The organism is Kitasatospora sp. NPDC005751, assembly GCF_040630835.1.
Lineage (GTDB): Bacteria > Actinomycetota > Actinomycetes > Streptomycetales > Streptomycetaceae > Kitasatospora.
On record NZ_JBEXYC010000006.1, the window covers coordinates 185,642 to 208,147 of the forward strand.

Sequence of the window (22,506 nt, forward strand, 5' to 3'; positions counted from 1 at the left end):
CGGCGCCCGCCGTGGGAGGGTGTCGGAGTGAACGTCCTGGATCTGCTGCTGATCGCCGCCGCCGTGGGATTCGCCGTGTCGGGCTACCGGCAGGGCTTCGTGGTCGGCGTGATGTCGGTCCTCGGCTTCCTCGGCGGCGGCCTGATCGCCGTCCAGCTGCTCCCGCTGCTGCTCGACCACCTCAGCCCCGGCACCACCGCCTCGGTGGTGGCCGTCGTGGTGGTCATCGTGCTCGCGGCGGTCGGCCAGGCGGTCACCACCCACTTCGGCTGGAAGCTGCGCGGCCACATCGACCGCCGGCCGGCGAAGGCGCTGGACGCCGCCGGCGGCGCGGTGGTCAACGTGATCTCGATGCTGCTGGTGGCCTGGCTGATCGGCTCGGCGCTCGCCGGCACCTCCCTGCCCACGGTCTCCAAGCAGGTCCGCACCTCGGCGATCCTCGGCGGCGTCCAGGACACGCTGCCCTCGGACGCGCCGAACTGGTTCTCCGACTTCTCCAAGGTGCTCGCCCGCAACGGCTTCCCGCAGGTCTTCAACCCCTTCGAGCACGAGCCGATCACCCAGGTCGACACCCCCGATCCGGCGCTGGCCGCCAGCCCGGCCGTGGCCAGGGCCAAGCAGAGCCTGGTCAAAGTGGTCGGCACCGCCACCGCCTGCAGCAAGACCCTGGAGGGCAGCGGCTTCGTCTTCGCGCCGCACCGGGTGATGACCAACGCCCACGTGGTCGGCGGGGTCGACGAGCCCACCGTGCAGATCGGCGGCGTCGGCCAGCTCTACGACGCCACCGTCGTCCGCTACGACTGGCAGCGCGACATCGCGATCCTGGACGTGCCGAAGCTGAACGCTCCCGCGCTCTCCTTCGCGGGCGAGGCGAAGACCAACGACAACGCGATCGTGGCCGGCTTCCCCGAGAACGGCGCCTTCAACGTCCAGCCGGCCCGTATCCGCGGCCGGATCCAGGCCAACGGCCCGGACATCTACCACCGCGGCCAGGTCGTCCGCGACGTCTACTCGGTGCGCTCGCTGGTCCGCCAGGGCAACAGCGGCGGCCCGCTGCTCACCCCGGACGGCCAGGTCTTCGGCGTGGTCTTCGCCAAGTCGCTGGACAGCGCGGACACCGGGTACGTGCTGACCGCGGCCGAGGTGCGCGAGGACGCCGAGAAGGGCAGCACCGCGGCGACCCGGGTGGACACCCAGGGCTGCGCGCTCTGACGCGGCCGGCCGTCGCCCTCGTGTCGGCCGGTCAGGACCTGCCCGCTGCGATCCGGCCGGTCCGACCTGGCTGATCCGATCCGGCCGGTCAGGACCTGCCCGCTCCGACCTGGCCGATCCGATCCGGCCGGTCCGACCTGGCTGTGGGCCACCGGTGTGTCCGATGTCCGCCACGTCGTCGGCCCCGGCTGGTAGCGTCGGCCGCGCTCACCCGTTCGGCTCAACCGGGTGCCGTCCCGGGGTGGGCCGAGCGGAGGTCGGCGGCGTCCGATGATGGGTCACTCGCACGCGGTCAGCGGGGCGATGCTGTACGCGGCCTCGGCACCGTTCCTGCCGCCGCTGCTGCTCGACACCGCCCTGCAGCCGGCGGACATCCTGATGGGCACGGTGCTCTGCGCCGGCGCCGCCCTGCTCCCCGACCTCGACCACCACGACGGGACGATCGCCAACTTCCTCGGCCCGGTCTCCCGGCTGCTCTGCCGCCTCGTGGCCTGGATCTCCGGCGGACACCGGCACGCCACCCACTCGCTGCTGTTCGTCGCGCTGATGGGGGGCGGCACCTGGGCCGGCGTCACCTACCTGGGCCGGAACTTCACCCTGGGCATGACGTTCTTCCTCCTGGCGCTCGCGATCCGCGCCCTGCGGCTGCACCCGCCGGGCGACGGCCCGACGGCGTGGATCACCATCATCGGCCTCGCCGCGCTGGGCACCGCCGGGATGAACAGCTGGATGCCGAACGCCCCCGGCTGGCTGCCGTACGCGGTGGCGCTGGGCGCGCTGGCGCACCTGCTGGGCGACTGCCTGACGAAGAAGGGCGCGCCGCTGCTCTGGCCGCACAAGGAGCGCTACGAGGTGGTGCTGATCAAGCGCAGCGGCAACAGCGTCGAGACGAAGGTGCTGGTGCCGATCATGTCGGTGGCGACCTTCGTGCTGCTCTGGTTCACCGCGGTGTCACCGACGTGGGTGAACTGACCCGGGTGGGCCGACCGCCGCGCCGGTCCGGTCGCTGAACCGGACCGGCCGCGGGGTCGCCGGTCGCTCGGACTGTCGGATCGGGCCGGGCCGCGTCCGGCCCCGGTTCTCGTTCGCGCCGCCCCGGCGCGGAGGCTCAGCTCTCGCGCCGTAGCCGCGCGCCCACCCAGCGGGCGCGGCGGCCGAGGATGCGCGGGATGCCGAGCTGCCGCTGCGCCGTGCTCCGGCGGCGGTCGGTGCCGTCGTGACCCAGGTCGTCCGCCCAGTCGGGGCGGTGGCCGGACCTCTGCGAGCTGTTGTGGCGTCGGCTGCGCGGAGCGCTGCCGTGATCGGGCATCCAGGTCATACCGCAATGGATGCCCCTGGGTCGGCCGGGATAACCGCCCGGGGTGTCGTCAACATGGCCTATGCGTTTGTCATATGAGCGCAATATGAAGGGAGTTGGGCTCCGCTTCCGCGTCCGGATGCGGAGGCTCTCAGTCCTTGTGGCGGCCGATCCAGTCCAGTAGCTCGGCGGTGAACTGCTCCGGCGCCTCCTCGTGCGGGAAGTGCCCGATCCCGGGCAGCAGCCGCCACCGGTACGGAGCGGCCACGTACTCGCCGCCGCCCAGCGCGGTGTGCGACAGCAGCACCGGGTCGGCGGCGCCCTGGACGTGCAGGGTGGGCGCGGTGATCGGCTTCTTCATCCGGCGGGCGAACTGGATGCCGTCCGGGCGGGCCATCGACCGCAGCAGCCAGCGGTACGGCTCGATCGAGCAGTGCGCGGTGCTGGGGATCTGGATCGCCTGCCGGTACGCGGCCACCGCCGTCCGGTCCAGCTGGTTCGGTCCCGTCCAGGCGTCCAGGTAGCGGCCCACCAGCGCGGCGTCGTCGGCGACCAGGCGGCGTTCCGGTATCCACGGCCGCTGGAAGCCCAGCACGTGCTCGAAGGCGGCCATCTGGCGGCGGTCCGTCAGCAGCGCCCGGCGGAGGTCCCGGGGGTGCGCGGCCGAGACCACGGTGAGGCTCTGGATCACCGACGGCCGCATCACCGCCGCCACCCAGGAGAGCGTGCCGCCGGAGGCGTGGCCCACCAGGTGCGCCCGGCGCTCGCCGAGCGAGCGGATCACGCCGGTGATGTCCAGCGCGAGGTTGCCCGGGTCGTAGCCGCGGGGGGTGCGGTCGCTGCCGCCGATGCCCCGCAGGTCCAGCGCGACGGCCCGGTAGCCGGCCTCGGCGAGCGCGGTCAGCTGGTGGCGCCAGGCCCACCAGTACTCGGGCCAGCCGTGCACCAGCAGGACCAGCGGGCCCTCGCCCAGCTCGGCGATGTGGAACCGGGCGCCGTTGGCCGCCAGGTCGCGGTGCTTCCACGGACCCGCCTGCCGGACGTCCCAGGGCGCCGCTGGCACGGCCCCGGTGGGGCCGTCCTCGCCCGCCCCTGGCGCGTCGACCGCCTCCTCGGCGGCGTCCTGACCGTGGTCGACGCCGTCCTGACCGGGCGTGCGGTCGGGGCCGGAGCTGGCGGACGGCTGCGCGGGCACGGGCTTCTGGTCGAGCGGCATACCGAGAGCGTGTCACATCGGCGCGCCGGGTACGTGGTCGGCACTCGCTCCCGGGGCGTCCCGACCGCACCGGACGGGACCGGAGCGGAGCGAACCGGACGCGCCCCGGCCACCGGGCGCGGGGTGGATGAGCGCGAGGTGGCCGGGGGCGCGGGGCGTTTCGGTCGGTGCCTACGGGATGCGGCCGAGGGCCCGGTCGATCTCCTCCTGGGTGGCCGGGCGGGGGCGGGCGTTCTTGAGCACGTCCGCGGTCTTCTGGGCGCCCTCGATGGTGCGGTGCGGCTTCTCGATCCGCTTGAACGAACGCAGCGCCAGCAGCCCGAGCAGCAGCGCCAGCAGCAGGTACGCGCCGGCCACGATCAGGAACGACCAGCCGAGCGACAGGCCCAGGGCGTGGATCCCGTACGCCGCCGCCGCGCTCAGCATCGGCACCGCGGCCAGCGCCACCACGCCGGCGACCGTCAGCGACACACCCCCGGAGACGCCGCGCTTGACGTCCGCGCGGAGCTCCGCTTTCGCGAGCGCGATCTCGTCGTGGACCAGGGCGGACAGGTCGGTGGTGGCCGCCGCGAACAGCTGCCCCACCGAACGCTCGCCCTCGTAGGGCGCCCGGCCGTTGCTGGACGGGTCTGCGGCTCCTGCGGGCATCAGCGGTTCTCCTCTGCGGCTGTGCGGCACGACGCCGCCGGGCGGTGCGGCTCCCGGTCGTTCCGGGGGCCGTCATCGGGGACCGCTCCGGGGATCGGGGCGGCCGGCGGCGTCTGTGGACTGTCGACAGCTCAGAATCATGCCCCTACCGGTCAGTCGCACACCACTCCGGGGCCCCGCCCGGGGTACGTGTCCCGTTCGGGGAGAGCGCGCCCGGCCGTGGCGGGCGCGCTCCGTCGGGCGGGGCGGGCCGCCGCAGTGATGCCGGGGGCCACCGCCTTCGGCCCCCGCCGCCTCGCACCCGTCGGCGGACCGTCAGCGGGCGGGCCCGGAGCCGGGTCCCGGTCCGGTGCCGCCGGGGCCGCTCTCGGCCGACCGGCGGGCCGCCTCCGCCACCCGGGCCTGCCAGGCCGGATCGTCCTGCTGGTAGACGTCGGGGATGCCGTCGCCGTCCACGTCGCGGTCCTCCTCCTCACAGAGTTCCCGGTAGTGCCGGTTGCGCAGCTTCAGCAGCACGGTGGCGACCAGCGCGCAGAGCAGCGAGCCCACCAGCACGGCAGCCTTGGAGAGGTCGGCGAGGTCGGCGTCGTCGGGGAAGGCCAACTCGCTGATCAGCAGGGACACGGTGAAGCCGATCCCCGCGAGCACCGAGACCGCGAACATGTCGGCCCACTTGAGCTGCGGATTCAGCTCGGCCCGGGTGAAGCGGGCGGCCAGCCAGGTGCCGCCGAAGATGCCGACGGTCTTGCCGACCAGCAGACCGAGGACGATCCCGAGCGGGGTGGCCTGCGTGAACACGTCGGCGAGGGCCGACCCGGAAATCGCCACCCCTGCCGCGAACAGCGCGAACACGGGGACGGCGAACCCGGCCGAGAGCGGTCGGACGAGGTGCTCGATGTGCTCGCCGGGGGAGTACTTCTCGTCGCCCACCCGGTGGCAGCGCAGGATCAGGCCCATCGCGACGCCCGCCACCGTGGCGTGCACGCCGCTCTCGTGCATCAGCGCCCAGATCACGAAGGCGAGCGGGACGAACAGGTACCAGCCGTGCACACCGCGCCGGTGCAGGAACCAGAACAGGACCAGGCCGGCGAAGGCCAGCCCCAGCGCCCAGAACTTGATGCCGGAGCTGTAGAAGACGGCGATGATCAGGATCGCGATCAGGTCGTCCACCACGGCGAGGGTGAGCAGGAAGGCCCGCAGCGCGGAGGGCAGATGGGTGCCGACCACGGCCAGCACGCCGAGTGCGAAGGCGATGTCGGTCGCGGTCGGGATCGCCCAGCCGCCCGGGTGGCCGCCACTGCCGGAGTTGGCGAGGGCGAAGATGATCGCGGGCAGGGCGACGCCGCAGACCGCGGCTATGACCGGCAGCATCGCGGCACTGGGACTGCGCAGCTCGCCAGCCACGAACTCGCGCTTGAGCTCGATGCCGGCGACGAAGAAGAAGATGGTCAGCAGACCGTCCTTGGCCCAGGAACCCAGGCTGAGGTCCAGGTGGAGCGGCGTGGACGGCCCGATCGTGTAGTCGAGGACGCTCTCGTACGCGGCCGGCCAGACGTTGGCCCAGATCAGTGCGACGACGGCAGCGATCAGCAGCAGCACGCCACCGACGGTCTCGGTGCGCAGGGCGTCGGCGATGTAGGTCCGCTCGGGGAGGGGAAGTCTGCCGAGGAACTGGCGTCGCCGGGTCGGCTCGTTGACGGGCTGCTGGTCGGTCACGCGGGGACCTCCTCGGGCGGGGGAACGGTGTACGGATGCACCTGTGGTGCAGTGCCGACCAGACTTCCCGGCGCGCCCTGTGACGCGACCGATTCCCGGAGGAGATCTTGTTGCGTCTTTGACAGTCTAGCCGGAACCGGAGTGGGATATCCGCATTGTCATAATTCAGGACGTAGGCCTTGGTGTCCCGTGCTGCACTCGGCCGCGGCACCCGAATGGAGTCGGCCGCGTGCAGACGGGTGAACGCCTTCCTGTCGTCGATCGCAGTGCCACCCGATCGGGTGGCGCGACTCCCCGTTGCCCTCCTGTGGGACCTGACGATGCCCAGACCGCCCCTCTTACTGGCCCCTGCCGTCCGACCGACCGCTCCGCAGGAGCGCTGACCGGTGAACGGCTCCACGTACGCCCCCGGGCGCCGCCGACCCCGTTGTCGCCGCCGCTGCTCCGGCCACCGCCACCGCCACCGTCACCGAGCCCGGCCCCGAACTCGGTCGTCTGCTCCGCCCGTTGTTCCGTGCCACCGCTCCGGGCAGCGGCTCCGCCGTCGTGGTGATCCGCGGCGATGAACGGACCGTCGCCTGTCGCGGCCACTCCGACCGCTCCGACCGCTCCAGCGAGCGCCCCGTCCGTGCCGACACCCGCTTCGCGCTCGGCTCCGTCACCAGGACCTTCACCGGACTGCTGCTCGCCGAGATGGCCACCCGCGGCGAGGTCGGCTACGACGACCCGATCGACCGCTACCTCCCCGCCGGCGCCGCGCCCGGGTACCCGCGCGAGCGGCCGATCACCCTGCTCCACCCGGCCACCCACACCTCGGGACTGCCCCGGCTGCCGGTCGGACTGCTGCCGGCGATGGCCCCCCGGTGGTTCACCAGCCCCTACGCCACGTTCGGCCCGGCCCACCTGCTCGGGGCGCTGCCCCGCACCCCGGTCCGCGGTACTCCGGGCGCGCAGGTGCGCTACTCGAACCTCGGCTTCGGGCTGCTCGGACTGCTGCTGGCCAACGCGGCCGGGCAGCGCTACGAGGACCTGCTGGAGGCCAGGGTCTGCGGGCCGCTCGGCCTGGTGGACACCTCCTGCGGCCCGGGCCGCGAGGACGCCGCCGGATACCGGCGCGGCCGGCGTGTCCCGTCCTTCCGGCTGCCCGCGCTGCCCGGCGCCTCGGCGCTGCGCTCCACGGTGGACGACATGCTCCGCTATCTGCAGGCGCATCTGGCGCTGGACGCCGTCTCGCTGCCCGCCCGGGCCGACGCTTCGGTGCTGCGGAGGGCGCTGGGCGAGGTCCGGCGCCCGCGAGTGGATCGACGGCGGGGAGGGGCACGGATCTGCCTGGGCTGGAACCACCGCTCGGTCCCGACGGCTCCGGAAGCGGGCCGCCCGGCGGCCGAACCGGCCGGCAGCCCGCTGGGCGACGACCTGCGTGACGGTCTGCGCGGCGTCACGGGTGGTGGCGTCGGTGGTGTCGGTGGTGTCGGCGACGGTATCGGTGCCATGGTGGCTGTTGCCTCGGGTGGCACCGGCCGGGAGTTCGACGACGAGGTGGCCGATCACGCCGGAGTCACCCGGGGGTTCACCACCTTCGTCGGATTCAGCCCGCGTGCGCAGGTGGGACTGGCGGTGATGGCCGACACGCTGCCGCTGCGCAGCCGGAGCTTCGCCCAGAGCGCGTACGACACCCTGCGCACGCTGGTCACCGAGCGCCGGTCGCAGGGGGAGTGATCCCGCCGAAGCGGATCCGCGCGAAGCGCCGGGAGGTGCGGGAGGCTCCGCGCCGCCGGTAGCGGACAGCGGTGCCCCGGGTGGTCACGATCGCCCGGGGCACCGCATCGTTCGACGGGGTGTCAGCCCTCGCTGCCTGCGGGCGGCAGCTGGGACTGGATCAGGCTCATCACCGAGCTGTCGGCCAGCGTGGTGGTGTCGCCGACCTCGCGGCCCTCGGCGATGTCGCGCAGCAGGCGGCGCATGATCTTGCCGGAGCGGGTCTTCGGCAGCTCGCCGACGACCTTGATCTGCTTCGGCTTGGCGATCGGGCCGAGCGTGCGGCCGACGTGCGCGCGCAGTTCCTCGACCAGTTCGGCGCTGTCGGTGGCGGTGCCGCGCAGGATGACGAAGGCGACGATGGCCTGGCCGGTGGTGGCGTCGGCGGCGCCGACCACGGCGGACTCGGCGACGGCCGGGTGGCCGACCAGGGCCGACTCGACCTCGGTGGTCGAGATGTTGTGGCCGGAGACGAGCATGACGTCGTCGACCCGGCCGAGCAGCCAGATGTCGCCGTCCTCGTCCTTCTTGGCGCCGTCACCGGCGAAGTACCGGCCCTGGAAGCGCGACCAGTAGGTGTCGATGTAGCGCTGGTCGTCGCCCCAGATGGTGCGCAGCATGGACGGCCACGGCTCGGTGAGCACCAGGTAGCCGCCGGATCCGTTGGGGACCTCGTTGGCCTCGTCGTCGACGACGGTGGCGGCGATGCCCGGCAGGGCGCGCTGGGCGGAGCCCGGCTTGGTCTCGGTGACGCCCGGCAGCGGGCTGATCATCATGGCGCCGGTCTCGGTCTGCCACCAGGTGTCCACGATGGGAGCCTTGCCGCCGCCGATGTGCTCGCGGTACCAGACCCAGGCCTCGGGGTTGATCGGCTCGCCGACGCTGCCCAGCACCCGCAGCGAGGAGAGGTCGAACTTCGCGGGGATGTCGTCGCCCCACTTCATGAAGGTCCGGATCGCGGTGGGCGCGGTGTAGAGGATGGTCACGCCGTACTTCTGGACGATCTCCCAGAACCGGCCCTGGTGGGGGGTGTCCGGGGTGCCCTCGTAGATGACCTGGGTGGCGCCGTTGGAGAGCGGGCCGTAGACGATGTAGGAGTGTCCGGTGACCCAGCCGATGTCGGCGGTGCACCAGTAGACGTCGGTCTCCGGCTTGAGGTCGAAGACGGCGTGGTGGGTGTAGCTGGCCTGGGTGAGGTAGCCGCCCGAGGTGTGCAGGATGCCCTTGGGCTTCCCGGTGGTGCCCGAGGTGTAGAGGATGAAGAGCGGGTGCTCGGCGTCGTGCGCCTCGGGGGTGTGCTCGGTGGACTGACGCCCGGTGATCTCGTGCCACCAGACGTCGCGGCCCTCGGTCCAGGAGACCTCCTGGCCGGTGCGGCGGATCACCAGGACGTGCTCGACGCCGTCGGCCTTGGTCAGCGCCTCGTCGATGGCGGGCTTGAGCGCGGACGGCTTGCCGCGGCGGTAGCCGCCGTCGGCGGTGATGACCAGCTTGGCCTGGGCGTCCTGGATCCGGGAGGCGACGGCGTCGGCCGAGAAGCCGCCGAAGACCACGGAGTGGGTGGCGCCGATCCGGGCGCAGGCCAGGATCGCGACGACCGCCTCGGCGATCATCGGCAGATAGATCGCCACCCGGTCGCCCTTGGCGACGCCGAGCTCCAGCAGCGCGTTGGCGGCCTGCGAGACCTCGTCCTTGAGCTGGGCGTAGGTGATCGAGCGGCTGTCGCCGGGCTCGCCCTCGAAGTGGATCGCGACCCGGTCGCCGTTGCCCGCCTCGACGTGGCGGTCGACGCAGTTGTACGCGACGTCGAGCTTGCCGTCCGCGAACCACTTGGCGAACGGCGGGTTGGACCAGTCGAGCGTCTCGGTGGGCTCCACGGCCCAGGTGAGGCGGCGGGCCTGCTCGGCCCAGAAGCCCAGGCGGTCCTCGGAGGCCTGCGCGTACGCGGCCGCGGTGACGTTGGCGGCTGCGGCGAGCTCTGCCGGCGGGGCGAAGCGCCGCTCCTCCTTGAGCAGGTTGGCCAGGCTCTCGTTGCTCAACGCGCACTCCTCATCGAGTCATGATCGGGGTCAATCCCGTGCGTGGGGATTGTCCCGTGTGTCCCAGCGCACAGCTCACCAGGCGAAGTGGTCGGTTGACAAGAGGCGCCGGGTAATTGGTGTAGACCTTTGACCGAGAGTCGAACAGTAGGCCGAAGGAGGAGAGCCTCGGTGGCGGTACGGAGAACTGGGCCCGTGCCCCGGCCCGCCCCGGCGGGACACGGGCCCGGCTCTCAGGCGGCCAGCCGGGGGTCGCCCCCGGTGACGGCTGCCGTGGCGAGGTCCGCGCCGGGGGCGGAGACCTCTTCGATTTCACTCATTCGCCCGGGCGTGTCGCAGGGTGCCGGGCCCGCCGTGCCGCCCAGGGCCTCGACCGGACTGAACCGGCCGCTCTCCCGGTCGAGCACGTAGGCCTGGGCGGTGGCGAAGTCGAAGTACATCCCCACCAGCCGCAGGCTCCCCTCGGCGACCCGGCGCTCCACGGCGGGGTTCGCCATCAGCTGGTCCAGCTGCTGGACCACGTTGGTGATGCAGAGCTGCTCCACCACGTCGGCCACCGGGCGGCTGGCGAACTCGGCGGGCACGCGGCGCAGCCGGTCGAGCGAGCCGCGGCCGTTGCGCAGCCAGCGGGTGAGCGCGGTCGGCGGCCCGGGGCGGTCGTGGACGCCGTCCAGCAGGGCCTTCATGGCCCCGCAGCCGGAGTGCCCGCAGATCGTGATGGAGCGCACCTCCAGTACCTCGACGGCGTACTGCACCGCGGCGGCCACCGAGTCGTCGGCGGCGCCCGGCTCGAACGGCGCCGGTACGAGGTTGCCCACGTTGCGAACGGTGAACAGGTCGCCGGGCCCACTGTTGGTGATCATGCTGGTGACCAGGCGCGAGTCGGAGCAGGTCAGGAACAGCTGGGAGGGCGTCTGGCCTTCGCGGGCGAGCCGGGCGAGCTCGGGGCGGACCAGCGGAGCGGTGTGCAGCTGGAACACCCGGACGCCGTCCAGGAGCCGGCCGTGCGGATCCTCCTGCTGGTCGATGCAGTGGTGGCCGACCCAGGGCGTCCAGGCGCGGCAGCGGTGCGGGCCGGAGGAACTGCCCGCCCGGACGGTGCCGTCGGGATCGAGGACCTCGTCGTCCTGGCGCCGCGTCACCATGGACACCTGGCCGCCGGCCGCCTGGCGGCCCGTCCGCCAGCTGTGCAGCGTCTCGTACGCGGCGTGGTCCAGGAAGGAGCCGTCGTGGACGACCGCCACGTCGGCGGCGGCGGGGATACCGGCCAGCGCGCGGCTCAGCCGGGGCACGGCGGTGAAGGTGAGCGGCCCGTGCGTCTGCACCGTGAAGGAGCCGTCGGGGCCGGCCAGGACGTCCACATGGGCGCGGGTCAGGCGGTAGAGCGCGAGCAGGACGGCCGTCGCGGCGCCCAGCGCCACCCCGGGCAGGACGCCGAGCAGCACCACGCCGAGCACGGTGGCGAGGTAGACCGGGAACTCGCGGTGCCGGTGCACCTTGCGGATGTGCGCGAAGCTGACCATCTGCAGGCCGACCACCAGCACGAGCGCGGCCAGCGCGGCGAGCGGGATCCGGCGGAGCCCGCCGGTGAGCGCCAGCGCGGCCGCGAGCACCCAGACGCCGTGCAGGATCGAGGACCACCTGGTCTGTGCGCCGGCCCGGACGTTGGCCGTGCTGCGCACCGCGCCGCCGGCGATCGGCAGCCCGCCGAGCAGGCCGCTGATCATGTTGGCGAGGCCCTGGCCCCGCAGCTCGCGGTCGAGGTCCCCGGTGCGGTGGGCCATCCGGTCGATGGCGACGGCGGAGAGCAGCGACTCGACGCTCGCCACGGCGGTGACGGTCAGCACGGCGGCCAGGATCGCGGCGATCGGCCCGTGCGGCAGGTCGGGGACGAGGTCGTGCGGCTCCCAGGCGGGCAGTTCGACCCGGGCGAGCTGCAGCCCGAGGGCCATCGCGAGCGCGGTGGCGGCGCCGACGGCGACCAGCGGGCCCGGCACCTTGGTCAGCCGGGCACCGAACGCCCCGGCCCTGCCGGGGAGTCGGCCGAGCCTGGGCCAGCCGAGCAGGACGGCGGCGGTGACCGTGCCGACGACCAGCGCGGACGGGTGCGGGCCCGCCAACTGGCTCGGCAGCGCGCGCAGATTGGCCAGTGCGGAGCTCTGCGGGGATCCCCCGAGGACGACGTGCAACTGGGCGATGGCGATGGTGAGGCCGACGCCGGCCAGCATGCCGTGCACGATGGCGGGCGAGACGGCGAGCGCCGTCCGGGCCACCCGGCGGACGCCGAGCAGGAGCTGGAGCAGCCCGGCGGCGAGCGTGATGGCGCAGGTGGCCTGCCAGCCGTACTGGGTGATCAGCCCGGCGGTGATCACGGTCAGCGCGGCGGAGGGGCCGCTGACCTGGAGGGGAGTGCCGCCGAAGAAGCCGACCACGATGCCGCCGACGGCGGCCGCGGCGAGCCCGGCGGTGAGCGGGGCGCCGGTGGCCAGGGCGATGCCGAGGGAGAACGGCACCGCGATCAGGAAGACCACCAGGGAGGCGGAGAGGTCCTGCGTCCAGTGACCGCGAGAGGGCGGTCCGGGCGGGGCGTGGTCCTTGGTGTCGGAGGCGATGGGTGCGCTGGAGATGTCGAGGGTCATTGTCTTCCCGTCTGTCCGGGGGAACGAACGCAGTCAGGTCCGGTGGTGAGTCCGGTTGTGGGGGCTCGGGGAGTCGGATCGGCTGTCGTGGGTCGCGACGGTGTGGCGGGATGGCGTGGGGCGCGGCGGGGATTGCGGGTGTCACCGGCCGGGCCGTGGACCATCAAGGGGCCTCGAAGAAGCCGGGGAGGACCAGGCCGCAGAGAGGACCATCAAGACTCGGTAAACCGAGAGTAATGAAAGCTTTGCACAGCGTCATCTCGGGCGGTAGGTCCAGCGCCCTTGATTCACCCCATTGGGTGGTGTTCGAACGGGCGGAAATCTGCTGGTGGCGCCCGTGGCGGCATCGAACACGCGCAAATGGGCCGTGGCTTCCCCGGGGACGGGGGGAAGCCACGGCCCATGGGCGGCGGCGGGGCGGGCGTGCGACCGGGACGCGCTCCGGCGCGGCGTCCGAGGGTGGGGCGGGATCGGCCGTCAGGCGTGGGCGCCGGCCGGGGCGGGCCGCCGGCCGCCGAGCACGAAGTCGCCGTCCACCTGGGTGGCGAGGTCGATGCCGACCTTGGCGTTGGCCCAGCTCTCCGCGTTGCGGAGGTGGAAGAGGACGGCCTGCTCGGTGTAGCGGAGGGCGTCCCGCCGCTCGTGGGCGGCGTCGGCCTCGGCGCGCAGCTGCTCCAGCACGGCGCGGTTGCCCGGCTCCAGGGCGCGCAGCGGAGGCTCGGCGCCGCGCTCCAGCCGGCGCACCCAGTCGGACTGCCCGAAGGTGGTCAGCAGGTCGTCGCCGACCTCGGCGCGCAGGAACTCCAGGTCCTCGGCGCTCTGCACCTTGTTGCCGACCACGCGCAGGCGGACGCCGAAGTCCCGGGCGTAGTCCTTGTACTGGCGGTACACCGAGACGCCCTTGCGGGTCGGCTCGGCCACCAGGAAGGTCAGGTCGAAGCGGGTGAACAGCCCGGAGGCGAACGAGTCCGAGCCCGCCGTCATATCGGTGACCAGGTACTCGTCCCGGCCGTCCACCAGGTGGTTGAGCAGCAGCTCGACCGCGCCGACCTTGGAGTGGTAGCAGGCCACCCCGAGGTCCTCCTCCGTGAAGGCGCCGGTGGCCAGCAGTCGTACGGATCCCTCGTCGAGCGCGATCGGACGGGCGCAGGCCGCGTACACCGGGTTCTCCTCGACGATCCGCAGCAGGCGCGAACCGCGGCCGGGCGGCGTGGTCTTGATCATCTCCTCGGCGGACCGGATCAGCGGATTGTCGCCGCGCAGGTACTCCTTGATCTCCGGCAGGTGGGCGCCGAGCGACGGCAGCTCCGCCGCCTGAGCGTCCGTCAGGCCGAGGGCGGGGCCGAGGTGCTGGTTGATGTCGGCGTCGACGGCGATGACCGGGCGCCCCGCGGCGGCCAGGTGGCGGATGAACAGCGAGGACAGCGTGGTCTTGCCGCTGCCGCCCTTGCCGACGAAGGCGATCTTCAACTGGGACTCCCGCTCTCGCTCTGGGGCCCGATCTCGGGGCCGCCTGCTCGGGGCCTCTGCCGGGCCGCTCCGCGCGCCCCTTCCGGGTCGCGTCCGCGCTGCGCCGAGGCCGACGATCTCCTGAATTGGAAATCGTTATCGTCTCCGATAGTGGTCATGTTATCCGTGGTTTCGGGTTCACCGGCGGAGGGAAGTGAGGATTGCCTCGAACGGGTGATGCGGGGTTGCTGTTCCGGGAGGGGGCCCTCGTTCATTACTCTCGGGTAGGTGAGCACAGGAACAGATCCCCTCGCCCCGCTGGCCCAGCTCCCCGGGGTGCCCGACGCGGTGGCCGAGGTGCGCAAGGCCGTCGACCGGCTCTACGGCCACCGGGTGATGCGCCGCCGCGCGGCCGAGGTCACCTCCGAAGCCGCGCTGCGCGGGGCCCGCGCCTCGGCGGCGCTGGCCGGGGCGGACTGGCCGCTGGAGGAGGTCCGGCGCCGCAGCGACTTCAGCGCCGACGAGGAGTCCCGCACCGTCGGCGCCGCGCTGCGGATCGCGGCCGAGGCCGGTCAGCTGCTGAGCATCTGGCGGCACTCGCCGCTCCAGGTGCTGGCCCGGCTGCACCTGCTGGCGGTCGGGGACGCCGACCCTGCGGCGGGTCGGCCGAGGCGGGCCGGGGAGGGCGTGGAAGACCTGTTCCCGCTGGAACTCAAGCCGGTGGAGAGCGTCGAGATGGAGGCGGCTCCGGCCGGGCCGGCGGTCGAACCGCCACCGGCGCCCGGGGCCGAGGAGGTCGCCGCCCGGCTGGACCAGCTCTCCCGCCTGCTGATCGCCCGCGCCGAGGGCCAGGGCGTCGGGACGCCGGCCCTGGTGGTGGCCGCGGTGGTGCACGGGGAGCTGTTGGCGCTGCGTCCGTTCGGCTCGTACAACGGTGTGATCGCGCGCGCCGCGCAGCGGATCGTCCTGATCGCCGAGGGGCTCGACCCGAAGTCGATCTGCCCGGCCGAGGTCGGTTTCGCGGAACTCGGCACGGACACCTACCGGCGCGCGCTGGCCGGCTACCTGGCGGGCACGCCGGACGGCCTGGCGGCCTGGATCGGCCACTGCGGCCGAGCGCTGCGGCTGGGCGTGCGGGAGAGCACGGCGGTCTGCGAGGCGATGCAGCGCGGCATGGTCTGACCGGTTCGGGGGCGTGGTCCGGCCGGGCGCGTCCTGGGCCGGACCCGGCGGGGTCGGCCGGCTTCGGCGACGCGGGCGGTTCGGCGGGCGGTGGGAGCAAGGATGCGGCGGCACCCGATCCTGCCTGGGTGCCGCCGCTGGTACAGGTGCCGGGTGACCATGCATGCACCGGAAGTGCCCATCAGACGGGGATCCTGCCCGTTCGTCTGGTGCGGCGGCCCGACAGCGGGTCGGCTGCATGTGGGTGCCCGACTATCTGTACGTGCGGTCCGTGGGGCCTGAACTGCGTTGTCGGTTTGACCTCTTCGGTCCTGTACCGGGTCTCGCGGGCCGTGCTTCCTTTGTATCGCGTTTCGGGGGAAAGGGGAACCCGAATCGAGAAGTCTTCGGCTTTTGCCCGTTCTATCCGAAGGGCCCGGGTAAGTACCTCTTTGGGGGGAGCTACTTTCGGCAGGCCGGGACGGCGTGAGCGGCAGGCGCCCGGCGCACGGGCCGAGTGTCAGCCCACCCGGTGCGCCGGCCGCCGGCCACGCGCCCTCAGGCCGCCGGACGGCGGCGGCGCGCCACGTACCAGATCACACCGGCGGTCAGCGCCGCGGCGCCGACCGCCACCGCCGTCAGCACCGAGCCGCTCGGCGCGGAGAATTCCGGGAGCCGGCGCCGCAGTTCCACCGGACGGTCGAAGACCAGCACCGGCCACTCGCGGGCCACCGCCTCCTTGCGCAGTGCCCGGTCCGGGTTGACGGCGGACGGGTGGCCCACGGCCTCCAACAGCGGCAGGTCCGTCGAGGAGTCGCTGTAGGCGTAGCACTGGGCGAGGTCGTACCCCTCGACCTCGGCCAACTCCCGGATGGCGGCGGCCTTGTTCTCGGCATAGGCGTAGTAGTCGATCTCGCCGGTGTACCGGCCGTCCTCGATCTTCAGCCGGGTGGCGATCACGTGGTCCGCGCCGAGCAGTGCGCCGATCGGCTCGACCACCTCGGAGCCGGAGCTGCTGACGATGACCACGTCGCGCCCGGCGGCATGGTGCTGCTCGATCAGCGAGGCGGCCTCGTCGTAGATGATCGGGTCGATGAGGTTGTGCAGGGTCTCGGCGACGATCTCGCGGACCTGCTGGACGTTCCAGCCCCGGGTGAGCGCGGAGAGGTACTCGCGCATCTTCTCCATCTGGTCGTGGTCCGCGCCGCCGACCAGGAAGACGAACTGGGCGTAAGCACTGCGCAGGACGGCCCGACGGTTGATCAGACCGCCCTGGTAGAAGGGCCGGCTGAAGGCCAGGGCACTCGACTTGGCGATGATGGTCTTGTCGAGGTCGAAGAAGGCGGCAGTCCTGGGGCCTGTCGGGCGCGTGCGGGTGACCGGCAGGCCGGCCGCCGCGGGAGCGCCGGGCTCCTCGGCCGCGGTGGCGCCGTCCTGCTCGGCCGCCGCGACCATCGAGGCCGCCGCGGCCCCGGTCGTCCGGGTCGTCCCGGCGGACTCCGCGGCCTCCGCGGTCTCGATGGTCTCGGCGATCCCGGCAGTCTCGGCAGTCTCGGCGGTGGAGTCCGGGGACTCGTCGGCGTACTCGTCGGCGTTCTCGGTGGTGTCCACGGGAACCGAGGATAGAGGGCGCTGGAAAACAGCCCGCCATTCGGCGTACTCATGGCCGCGCGGGTTTGTGTTTCTGGCCGCTCGGGTACACCATGGAAGTCACGGATCGTTCGCGACCGTGCTAACCCGGTCCGGCTCCTCCCCCCCGAGTCGGGCTGTGGATAGACGACCCCCGCTCTCCCCCCCGGCGGGGGTCGTCGCACGTCCGGGGCCATTTTCAGGGCTTGAACGGCTGCTGCGGAGGATTCCGCGCCCGGCCCGGTGGCGATCTACAAGGGGTGTCGGATCGAGGATGCACCGGTCCGCTTTCATCACTCTCGGTAGCCAGTTGCTCAGGTTGCCGTGCGCCGGCACCCTGCCGACGAAGACGCCCTCGGGATGCTTCGAAGAGCGCGCGAAGAACCCCGGAGCGTGTTCGGGAGGCCTCGATGGAGGCCGGGTCGATCAGCCTCGGCGTGATGTTCCGACTCTTCTCGGTGAGCCCGTTTCGTCAATTCATTGCTCAATAGCCCCCTGTCCGAGTGAACGAAGTTATCCACAGGGAATCGGAACGGGGCTGACGGAATCCGGATCACCCCCCACCGTGATGCACGGCAGCGGTTGCCGGTCGGGCCCCATGGGGCCGGCCGCGCGGTCGCCCGCCGCGTCCATCCGGATGCGCGCCCGTACCGCTCAGCGCGAGCGGTACGGGCGCCGTACAGGGGAGACCGTCATGTCGACACCACTCACCGACCACGCCGCTGCGGACGGCCCGGCGACCACCGGCCCGCTCGTCGTCACCGAGGACGACGGCCTGGCCGAGCACCTGCTGCGGCTGTGCGCGGCCGCAGGTACCGAGCCGCAGCTGATCCGGGGTGCCCCGCCGACGCGCGGGCTCTGGGAGAGCACACCGCTCGTACTCGTCGGGGACGACCAGGCCGAGCGCTGTGCCGGGCTCCCCCGCCGCACCGGGGTACTGCTGCTCGGGCTCGACCTGGACGACCCGGGCATCTGGGTCAGGGCCGTCCAACTCGGCGCCGAGCACGTGCTGTTCCTGCCGGACGCCGAAGCCTGGCTGCTCGACCGGATCGCGGACGCCACCGAGGGCATCGGCACCTCGGCGCTCACCGTCGCCGTCCTCGGCGGCCGGGGTGGGGCCGGTGCCTCCACCCTGGCCTGCGCGCTCGCGGTCACAGCCGCCCGCACGGGCCGGCGGACCATGCTCGTCGACGGCGATCCGCTGGGCGGCGGCCTCGACATCCTGCTCGGCGGTGAGACGGCCGGCGGCCTGCGCTGGCCCGACCTGGCCGGTTCGCGGGGCCGGGTCAGCGGCGCCGAACTCGCGAAGGCGCTTCCGGTGCTCAAACGGCTGACCTCGCTCTCCTGCCTGTCCTGGGACCGCGGCGACACGCTCGCCGTGCCGCCCGAAGCCATGCGCAGCGTGCTGGCCGCCGCCCGGCGCAGGGGCGGGCTGGTCGTGGTCGACGTGCCGCGCCGGCTCGACCCGGCCGCCGGCCAGGCGCTGGAGCAGTCCGACCTGGCGCTCCTGGTGGTGCCGGCCGAACTGCGCGCGGTCGCGGCCGCCGACCGGGTCGCGGCATCCGTCCGGATGCGGCTCCACGACGTACGGGCCGTGGTGCGCCCGCTGCGGCCCTTCGGGCTCCCGGCCCACCGGATCGCGCAGGGGCTGCGGCTCCACCTGGCGGGGGAGTTGGAGCCGGAGCCCGGGCTGGCCGCCGACGCCGAGCAGGGCGTACCGCCGGGGATCCGTACGGAGGGCCCGCTGGCGCGTTTCTGCGAGACCTTCCTGGACGAGGTGCTGCCGCCGGTGCCGGCGGTGGGCGGAGGTGTGTACTGATGGTTCGTCTCGGAGGTACGGGAAGGGCGAACGCCACCGGGCGCGGCCTCGGTGCGCGGGAGCGCCGGCCGCTGCGCAGCGTGGTGACGGCGGCCGGGCCGGCGGAGACCGGCCGGCAGCCCGAGCCGCCCCCCTACGGGCGGACGGCTCGGGAGGAGCGGACGGCGGCGCTGGTCGACGCGGTGCGGCTCAGGTTGGCCGAGTCGGGCGCCGCGCCGACCGCCGGGTCCGTCGCGGCGGTGCTCCGGGCGACCCGGCCGCCGCTCGGCGGAGACGAAGTCCTCGACACCGTGCGCTCGCTGTGCGCCGAGCTGGTGGGTGCGGGCCCGCTGGACCGGCTGCTGTCGGCGCCCGATGTCACGGACGTACTCGTCAACGGGCCGGACGAGGTCTGGGTCGACCGGGGCGGCGGTCTGCGCAGGGCCACCGGTGTCCGCTTCGCCGACGCCGAAGCGGTCCGTCGGCTGGCCCACCGGCTCGCCACGGCGGCCGGGCGCAGGCTCGACGACGCGCGGCCCTGGGTGGACGCCCGCTTGCCGGACGGCACCCGGTTGCACGCGGTGCTGCCGCCGATCGCGGCCGGGTGCACCCACATCTCGCTGCGGGTCTGCCGGCCCCGCCCGTTCACGCTCGACGAGTTGGTGGCCGGTGGTGCGCTTCCCGCCGCCGGGGCCGAACTGCTGGCAGGCATCCTGCGGGCCCGGCTCTCCCTGCTGATCAGTGGCGGAACCGGCACGGGCAAGACCACGCTGCTGGCGGCGTTGCTCGGGCTGGCCGGGCCCGGCGAGCGCATCGTCGTCGTCGAGGACTCCGCCGAGCTGCGACCGGCCCATCCGCATGTGGTCCGGCTGCAGAGCCGACCGCCCAACCAGGAGGGGCTCGGTGAGCTGACCCTGCGGGATCTGGTCCGCCAGGCGTTGCGGATGCGGCCCGACCGACTGGTGGTGGGGGAGGTGCGCGGAGCCGAAGTATCCGACCTGCTGGCCGCCTTGAATACCGGACACGAAGGTGGCTGCGGCACTGTGCACGCGAACGCCGCGGCGGACGTCCCGGTCAGGCTGGAGGCGCTCGGCTCGCTCGCGGGGCTGGACCGGGCGGCGCTGCACAGCCAACTCCGGGCCGCGCTGGACGTGGTGGTGCACCTGGTGCGGGAGCCGGCCTCCGGGAGGCGCCGGGTCGCCGAGATCCACACGCTGTCCGGTGACCGCGACGGGCTGGCCGTCACCACTGCGGCGGTGGCGTTCACGGCGGGCGGGGCCACCGTGCCCGGAGCCGGCCGGGACCGGCTTCTGCGGCTGCTCGCGGCCCGCGGGGTGGCGGTGGGCGCGGCACTCGCGGGAGGACCGTCGTGATCCCGGGGGCGGTCGAGGTGGCGTTCGGCCTGCTGGTCTGCGGGTGCGCGGTGGGTGCGGCCGGGCTACTGGGGTTGTGGCGCGGCAAGGGTGAACGGCGAAAGGAGTGAGCGGGATGACGAGAGATCAGATCGAGCTGTGCTGGGTGGCGATGCTCTGTGTGGTGGCCACGGTGGGGTGGAGCGCTCTCCAGCGCCAGGTGGTGGGAGTCAGGCGGTCCAGGCTCCTGTTCGTCGGTGGGACGGGTGGGGGAGGGGGTGGGAGCGATGGCGTGCCGATGCCCCGGTGGCGGTGGCCCTGGTCGAGCCCCGAGGCGGTCGGATCCGGTTCGGCCGCGCGGCCGCGACGGCCGGAGTGGCTGACGCCGGAGTTGCTCCTCCTGCCCGGCGGGCTGGGAGTCGCCCAGGTGACGGCTTCGCCCGTGCCAGCGCTGGTCGCGGGCTTGGCCTTCCTTCCCTTGCGGCGCCGACGGCTGCGTCGCGCGGTGGAGGCGGAGGCCGGTCGGCGGGCCGCCGCAGTGGTGGACCTCTGCGCGGCACTGGCCGGGGAGTTGCGCAGCGGCGCCACGCCCGAGCAGGCGCTCCACCTGGTGACCACGCGAATCGCCGAGGACGACGAGGCCCTGCACCGGATCGGCCTGGAGCCGGTGGCCCGGCTCGCGGCCGGCCGGTACGGCGGAGATGTGCCCGGTGCCTTCGAGTCGCTGGCGGAGTTGCCGGGCGGCCGCGGGGCGACCGCGATCGCCGCCTGCTGGCGCGTCACGTCCGACGGCGGCGCGGGGCTGGCCGCCGGGCTGGACGGGGTCGCCGAGGCACTGCGGGCCGAACGGGCGTTGGCAGAGGAGATCGCGGCCGAGCTGGCCGCGCCGAGGACGACGATCGCCGTCCTGGCGGCGCTGCCCGTCGCCGGGTTGCTGCTCGGCGCGGCGCTCGGGGCCCGGCCGCTGACCGTCCTGCTGCACACTCCGGCCGGGCTCGCCTGCCTGGCGGGCGGCGCGGCGCTGGAGGGGCTCGGCGCGGCCTGGACGGCCCGGATCGTCCGGGCCGCCTCCCGGGGCGCCCTGGAGGGCCCGCTGGGCGACGGAGGCACGGCCGCCGGGGCCACGGTCGGGTCCGGGGCCGTGGCCGAGCCTGGAGGTGGCGGCGCAGTCGGCGGCCGGCCGGACGGTGGGTGGCGGTGCGGCATCTCCCGTACGCGGGCCCGGCCCGGTCGGCCGAGCGGTTCGTTCCGTGCCGAGGCGGCTTCGGCGTGACGCTCGGTACCGAGCGGCTCGCCCTCCTGGCAGGGCTGGGAGCGGGAGCGCTGTTTCTGCGGCGGTGGTCGAGGGGGCGGACCGGCCGCCGGAGGGCGGTCGCGCTGCTCCGTTCCGGCGGCTTCCGGTCCAGTGCTCGCTCCCGGCCCGGTCGGCCGAGCCGGCCTACGGCGCGGGGGCATCGGCCGACCTGGGCCGGGCGGCCGACCTTGCCCGGGCGGCCGGCCGGCGGGGGAGAGGGCCACCTCCGGAGCGCCGGGTCCGCCGCACCGGGCATCGCCGCGATGGTGCGTGCGCAACGGGCCGTGGTGGCGGCCTGCGCCGGGACGGTCATGGCCGCCGTGCTCGGCGGTGGGTCAGGCCTGGGGGCAGGCGTCCTGCTGGCCGTGGGTCTGCACCGGTGGCTGACCAGGGCGCGGTCCCCGGCGGAGCGGCTGTCCGCGTGGGAGGAGGAACAGCTCGCCCGGCAACTCCCGTTCGCGGCGGAGTTGCTCGCGGCCTGCCTCGGGTCGGCCGCCTCGCCCGCCGCGGCGGTGGCGGCGGTCGGCCGGAGCGTCGCCGCGCCGATGGGGCCACGGTTGGTGACGATCGCGGCCGAACTTGCTCTGGGGGCACCGCCGGAGCTCTGCTGGAGACGATTGGGTGAGGAGCACCCGGCCTTGGCGCCGCTGGCGCGCTGCCTGGTCCGGACGAGTCTGAGCGGAACCCCGGCGGCCGGTCCGCTGGTCGGGCTGGCGCACGCCCGTCGGACCGCCGCCGCCCGCACGGCGCACGCCAGCGTCCGCCGTGCCGGAGTGCTCGCCACGGCGCCGCTGGGGCTCTGCTTCCTCCCCGCGTTCGTGCTGATCAGCGTGGTCCCGGTGGTCATGGGGCTCACCGCCGGCTTCGCCCGGTCGATCTGAATCGACGACCTCAAAACCTCCGCTGTCGAACTCGAAGCACCGCCCGGGCCGCGAGTCGGTCCTGAGCGGCAAGGAACCCAAGGAGAGAATCCATGACTGCAGTGATCGCGCACCGGCCCGCCGACAACGGCCGACCGTACCGGCGCCTGCTCGGGGTGTGTCGCCGGCGGAGTCGCTGGGCGGCCGTCCGGATCCGACGGGCAGCTCGCGCCCGGGGCAGGTCGGACGCCGGAATGACCACCGCCGAATACGCCGTGGGCACGGTCGCCGCGTGCGCGCTGGCCGCCGTGCTGTACAAGGTGGTGACGAGCACGGCCATCGTCGAAGCTCTGACCGAGGTCATCACCCGGGCGCTCCATGCGTCGTGACGGCCGGCGGGCCGGCAGGCCTCCCGGGGCATTCGGGGCAGCCAGGACG

Annotated in this window: 17 protein-coding genes; 9 read left to right on the top strand and 8 right to left on the bottom strand. The window is 73.7% G+C overall.

The genetic code is table 11. The features are described 5' to 3' along the window. The first annotated feature begins 27 nt into the window (after window positions 1-27). Complete coding sequence (locus tag ABZ497_RS09355) at window positions 28-1,212, top strand: MarP family serine protease (RefSeq protein WP_359804127.1); 1,185 nt, start codon at window positions 28-30, stop codon at window positions 1,210-1,212. Between the two features lie 270 nt (window positions 1,213-1,482). Next, window positions 1,483-2,184 carry a metal-dependent hydrolase gene (locus ABZ497_RS09360; protein WP_359804128.1) on the top strand — a complete coding sequence of 234 codons (702 nt, stop codon included), beginning with the start codon at window positions 1,483-1,485 and terminating at the stop codon, window positions 2,182-2,184. 136 nt (window positions 2,185-2,320) lie between these two features. Here the strand turns inward: ABZ497_RS09360 and ABZ497_RS09365 are convergent, their stop codons facing one another. The 4 genes from ABZ497_RS09365 to nhaA all read right to left on the bottom strand — a co-directional run bounded on the left by ABZ497_RS09365 (window position 2,321) and on the right by nhaA (window position 6,089). Next, window positions 2,321-2,530: a hypothetical protein gene (locus ABZ497_RS09365; RefSeq protein WP_329488515.1), complete on the bottom strand. Its 210-nt coding sequence runs from the start codon at window positions 2,528-2,530 to the stop codon at window positions 2,321-2,323. 130 nt (window positions 2,531-2,660) lie between these two features. Then, complete coding sequence (locus tag ABZ497_RS09370) at window positions 2,661-3,725, bottom strand: alpha/beta hydrolase (RefSeq protein ID WP_359804129.1); 1,065 nt, start codon at window positions 3,723-3,725, stop codon at window positions 2,661-2,663. A gap of 171 nt (window positions 3,726-3,896) precedes the next feature. Then, window positions 3,897-4,373, bottom strand: coding sequence for a phage holin family protein (locus ABZ497_RS09375; RefSeq protein ID WP_329488513.1), 477 nt, complete (start codon window positions 4,371-4,373; stop codon window positions 3,897-3,899). Between the two features lie 315 nt (window positions 4,374-4,688). Continuing rightward, window positions 4,689-6,089 (bottom strand): Na+/H+ antiporter NhaA, encoded by a 1,401-nt coding sequence (gene nhaA / locus ABZ497_RS09380; protein ID WP_359804130.1) that lies wholly within the window; start codon window positions 6,087-6,089, stop codon window positions 4,689-4,691. 507 nt (window positions 6,090-6,596) lie between these two features. Here nhaA and ABZ497_RS09385 point away from each other — a divergent pair. Next, window positions 6,597-7,808 carry a serine hydrolase domain-containing protein gene (locus ABZ497_RS09385; RefSeq protein WP_359804131.1) on the top strand — a complete coding sequence of 404 codons (1,212 nt, stop codon included), beginning with the start codon at window positions 6,597-6,599 and terminating at the stop codon, window positions 7,806-7,808. Between the two features lie 122 nt (window positions 7,809-7,930). Here ABZ497_RS09385 and acs read toward each other — a convergent pair whose 3' ends face one another. From acs to ABZ497_RS09400, 3 genes are all read right to left on the bottom strand, one after another. Further along, the gene (acs, locus tag ABZ497_RS09390) at window positions 7,931-9,886 is read right to left on the bottom strand and encodes an acetate--CoA ligase (RefSeq protein ID WP_359804132.1); all 1,956 of its coding nucleotides are present in this window, start codon (window positions 9,884-9,886) and stop codon (window positions 7,931-7,933) included. 233 nt (window positions 9,887-10,119) lie between these two features. After that, complete coding sequence (locus ABZ497_RS09395) at window positions 10,120-12,525, bottom strand: SulP family inorganic anion transporter (RefSeq protein ID WP_359804133.1); 2,406 nt, start codon at window positions 12,523-12,525, stop codon at window positions 10,120-10,122. Between the two features lie 477 nt (window positions 12,526-13,002). Next, window positions 13,003-13,995 (bottom strand): ATP-binding protein, encoded by a 993-nt coding sequence (locus ABZ497_RS09400; RefSeq protein WP_359804134.1) that lies wholly within the window; start codon window positions 13,993-13,995, stop codon window positions 13,003-13,005. 267 nt (window positions 13,996-14,262) lie between these two features. Here ABZ497_RS09400 and ABZ497_RS09405 point away from each other — a divergent pair, with 267 nt between their 5' ends. Next, the gene (locus tag ABZ497_RS09405) at window positions 14,263-15,156 is read left to right on the top strand and encodes an oxidoreductase (protein WP_359804135.1); all 894 of its coding nucleotides are present in this window, start codon (window positions 14,263-14,265) and stop codon (window positions 15,154-15,156) included. A 537-nt stretch (window positions 15,157-15,693) separates the two neighbouring features. Here the strand turns inward: ABZ497_RS09405 and ABZ497_RS09410 are convergent. Then, window positions 15,694-16,521 carry an HAD-IB family hydrolase gene (locus ABZ497_RS09410; protein ID WP_359804183.1) on the bottom strand — a complete coding sequence of 276 codons (828 nt, stop codon included), beginning with the start codon at window positions 16,519-16,521 and terminating at the stop codon, window positions 15,694-15,696. 937 nt (window positions 16,522-17,458) lie between these two features. Between ABZ497_RS09410 and ssd the strand changes: the two genes are divergently transcribed. From ssd to ABZ497_RS09435, 5 genes are all read left to right on the top strand, one after another. Next, window positions 17,459-18,583 carry a septum site-determining protein Ssd gene (gene ssd / locus ABZ497_RS09415; RefSeq protein WP_329488506.1) on the top strand — a complete coding sequence of 375 codons (1,125 nt, stop codon included), beginning with the start codon at window positions 17,459-17,461 and terminating at the stop codon, window positions 18,581-18,583. After that, a complete protein-coding gene (locus ABZ497_RS09420) occupies window positions 18,583-19,935 on the top strand; it encodes a TadA family conjugal transfer-associated ATPase (protein ID WP_359804136.1) in 1,353 nt (450 codons plus the stop codon). The genes ssd and ABZ497_RS09420 overlap by 1 nt, the downstream gene beginning before the upstream one ends. 442 nt (window positions 19,936-20,377) lie before the next feature. Continuing rightward, window positions 20,378-21,187, top strand: coding sequence for a type II secretion system F family protein (locus tag ABZ497_RS09425; RefSeq protein ID WP_359804137.1), 810 nt, complete (start codon window positions 20,378-20,380; stop codon window positions 21,185-21,187). A 284-nt stretch (window positions 21,188-21,471) separates the two neighbouring features. Then, window positions 21,472-22,089 (top strand): type II secretion system F family protein, encoded by a 618-nt coding sequence (locus tag ABZ497_RS09430; RefSeq protein WP_359804138.1) that lies wholly within the window; start codon window positions 21,472-21,474, stop codon window positions 22,087-22,089. 191 nt (window positions 22,090-22,280) lie between these two features. After that, window positions 22,281-22,457, top strand: a complete 177-nt coding sequence (locus tag ABZ497_RS09435) for a DUF4244 domain-containing protein (protein ID WP_329492157.1) — start codon at window positions 22,281-22,283, stop codon at window positions 22,455-22,457. Window positions 22,458-22,506: the final 49 nt, after the last annotated feature.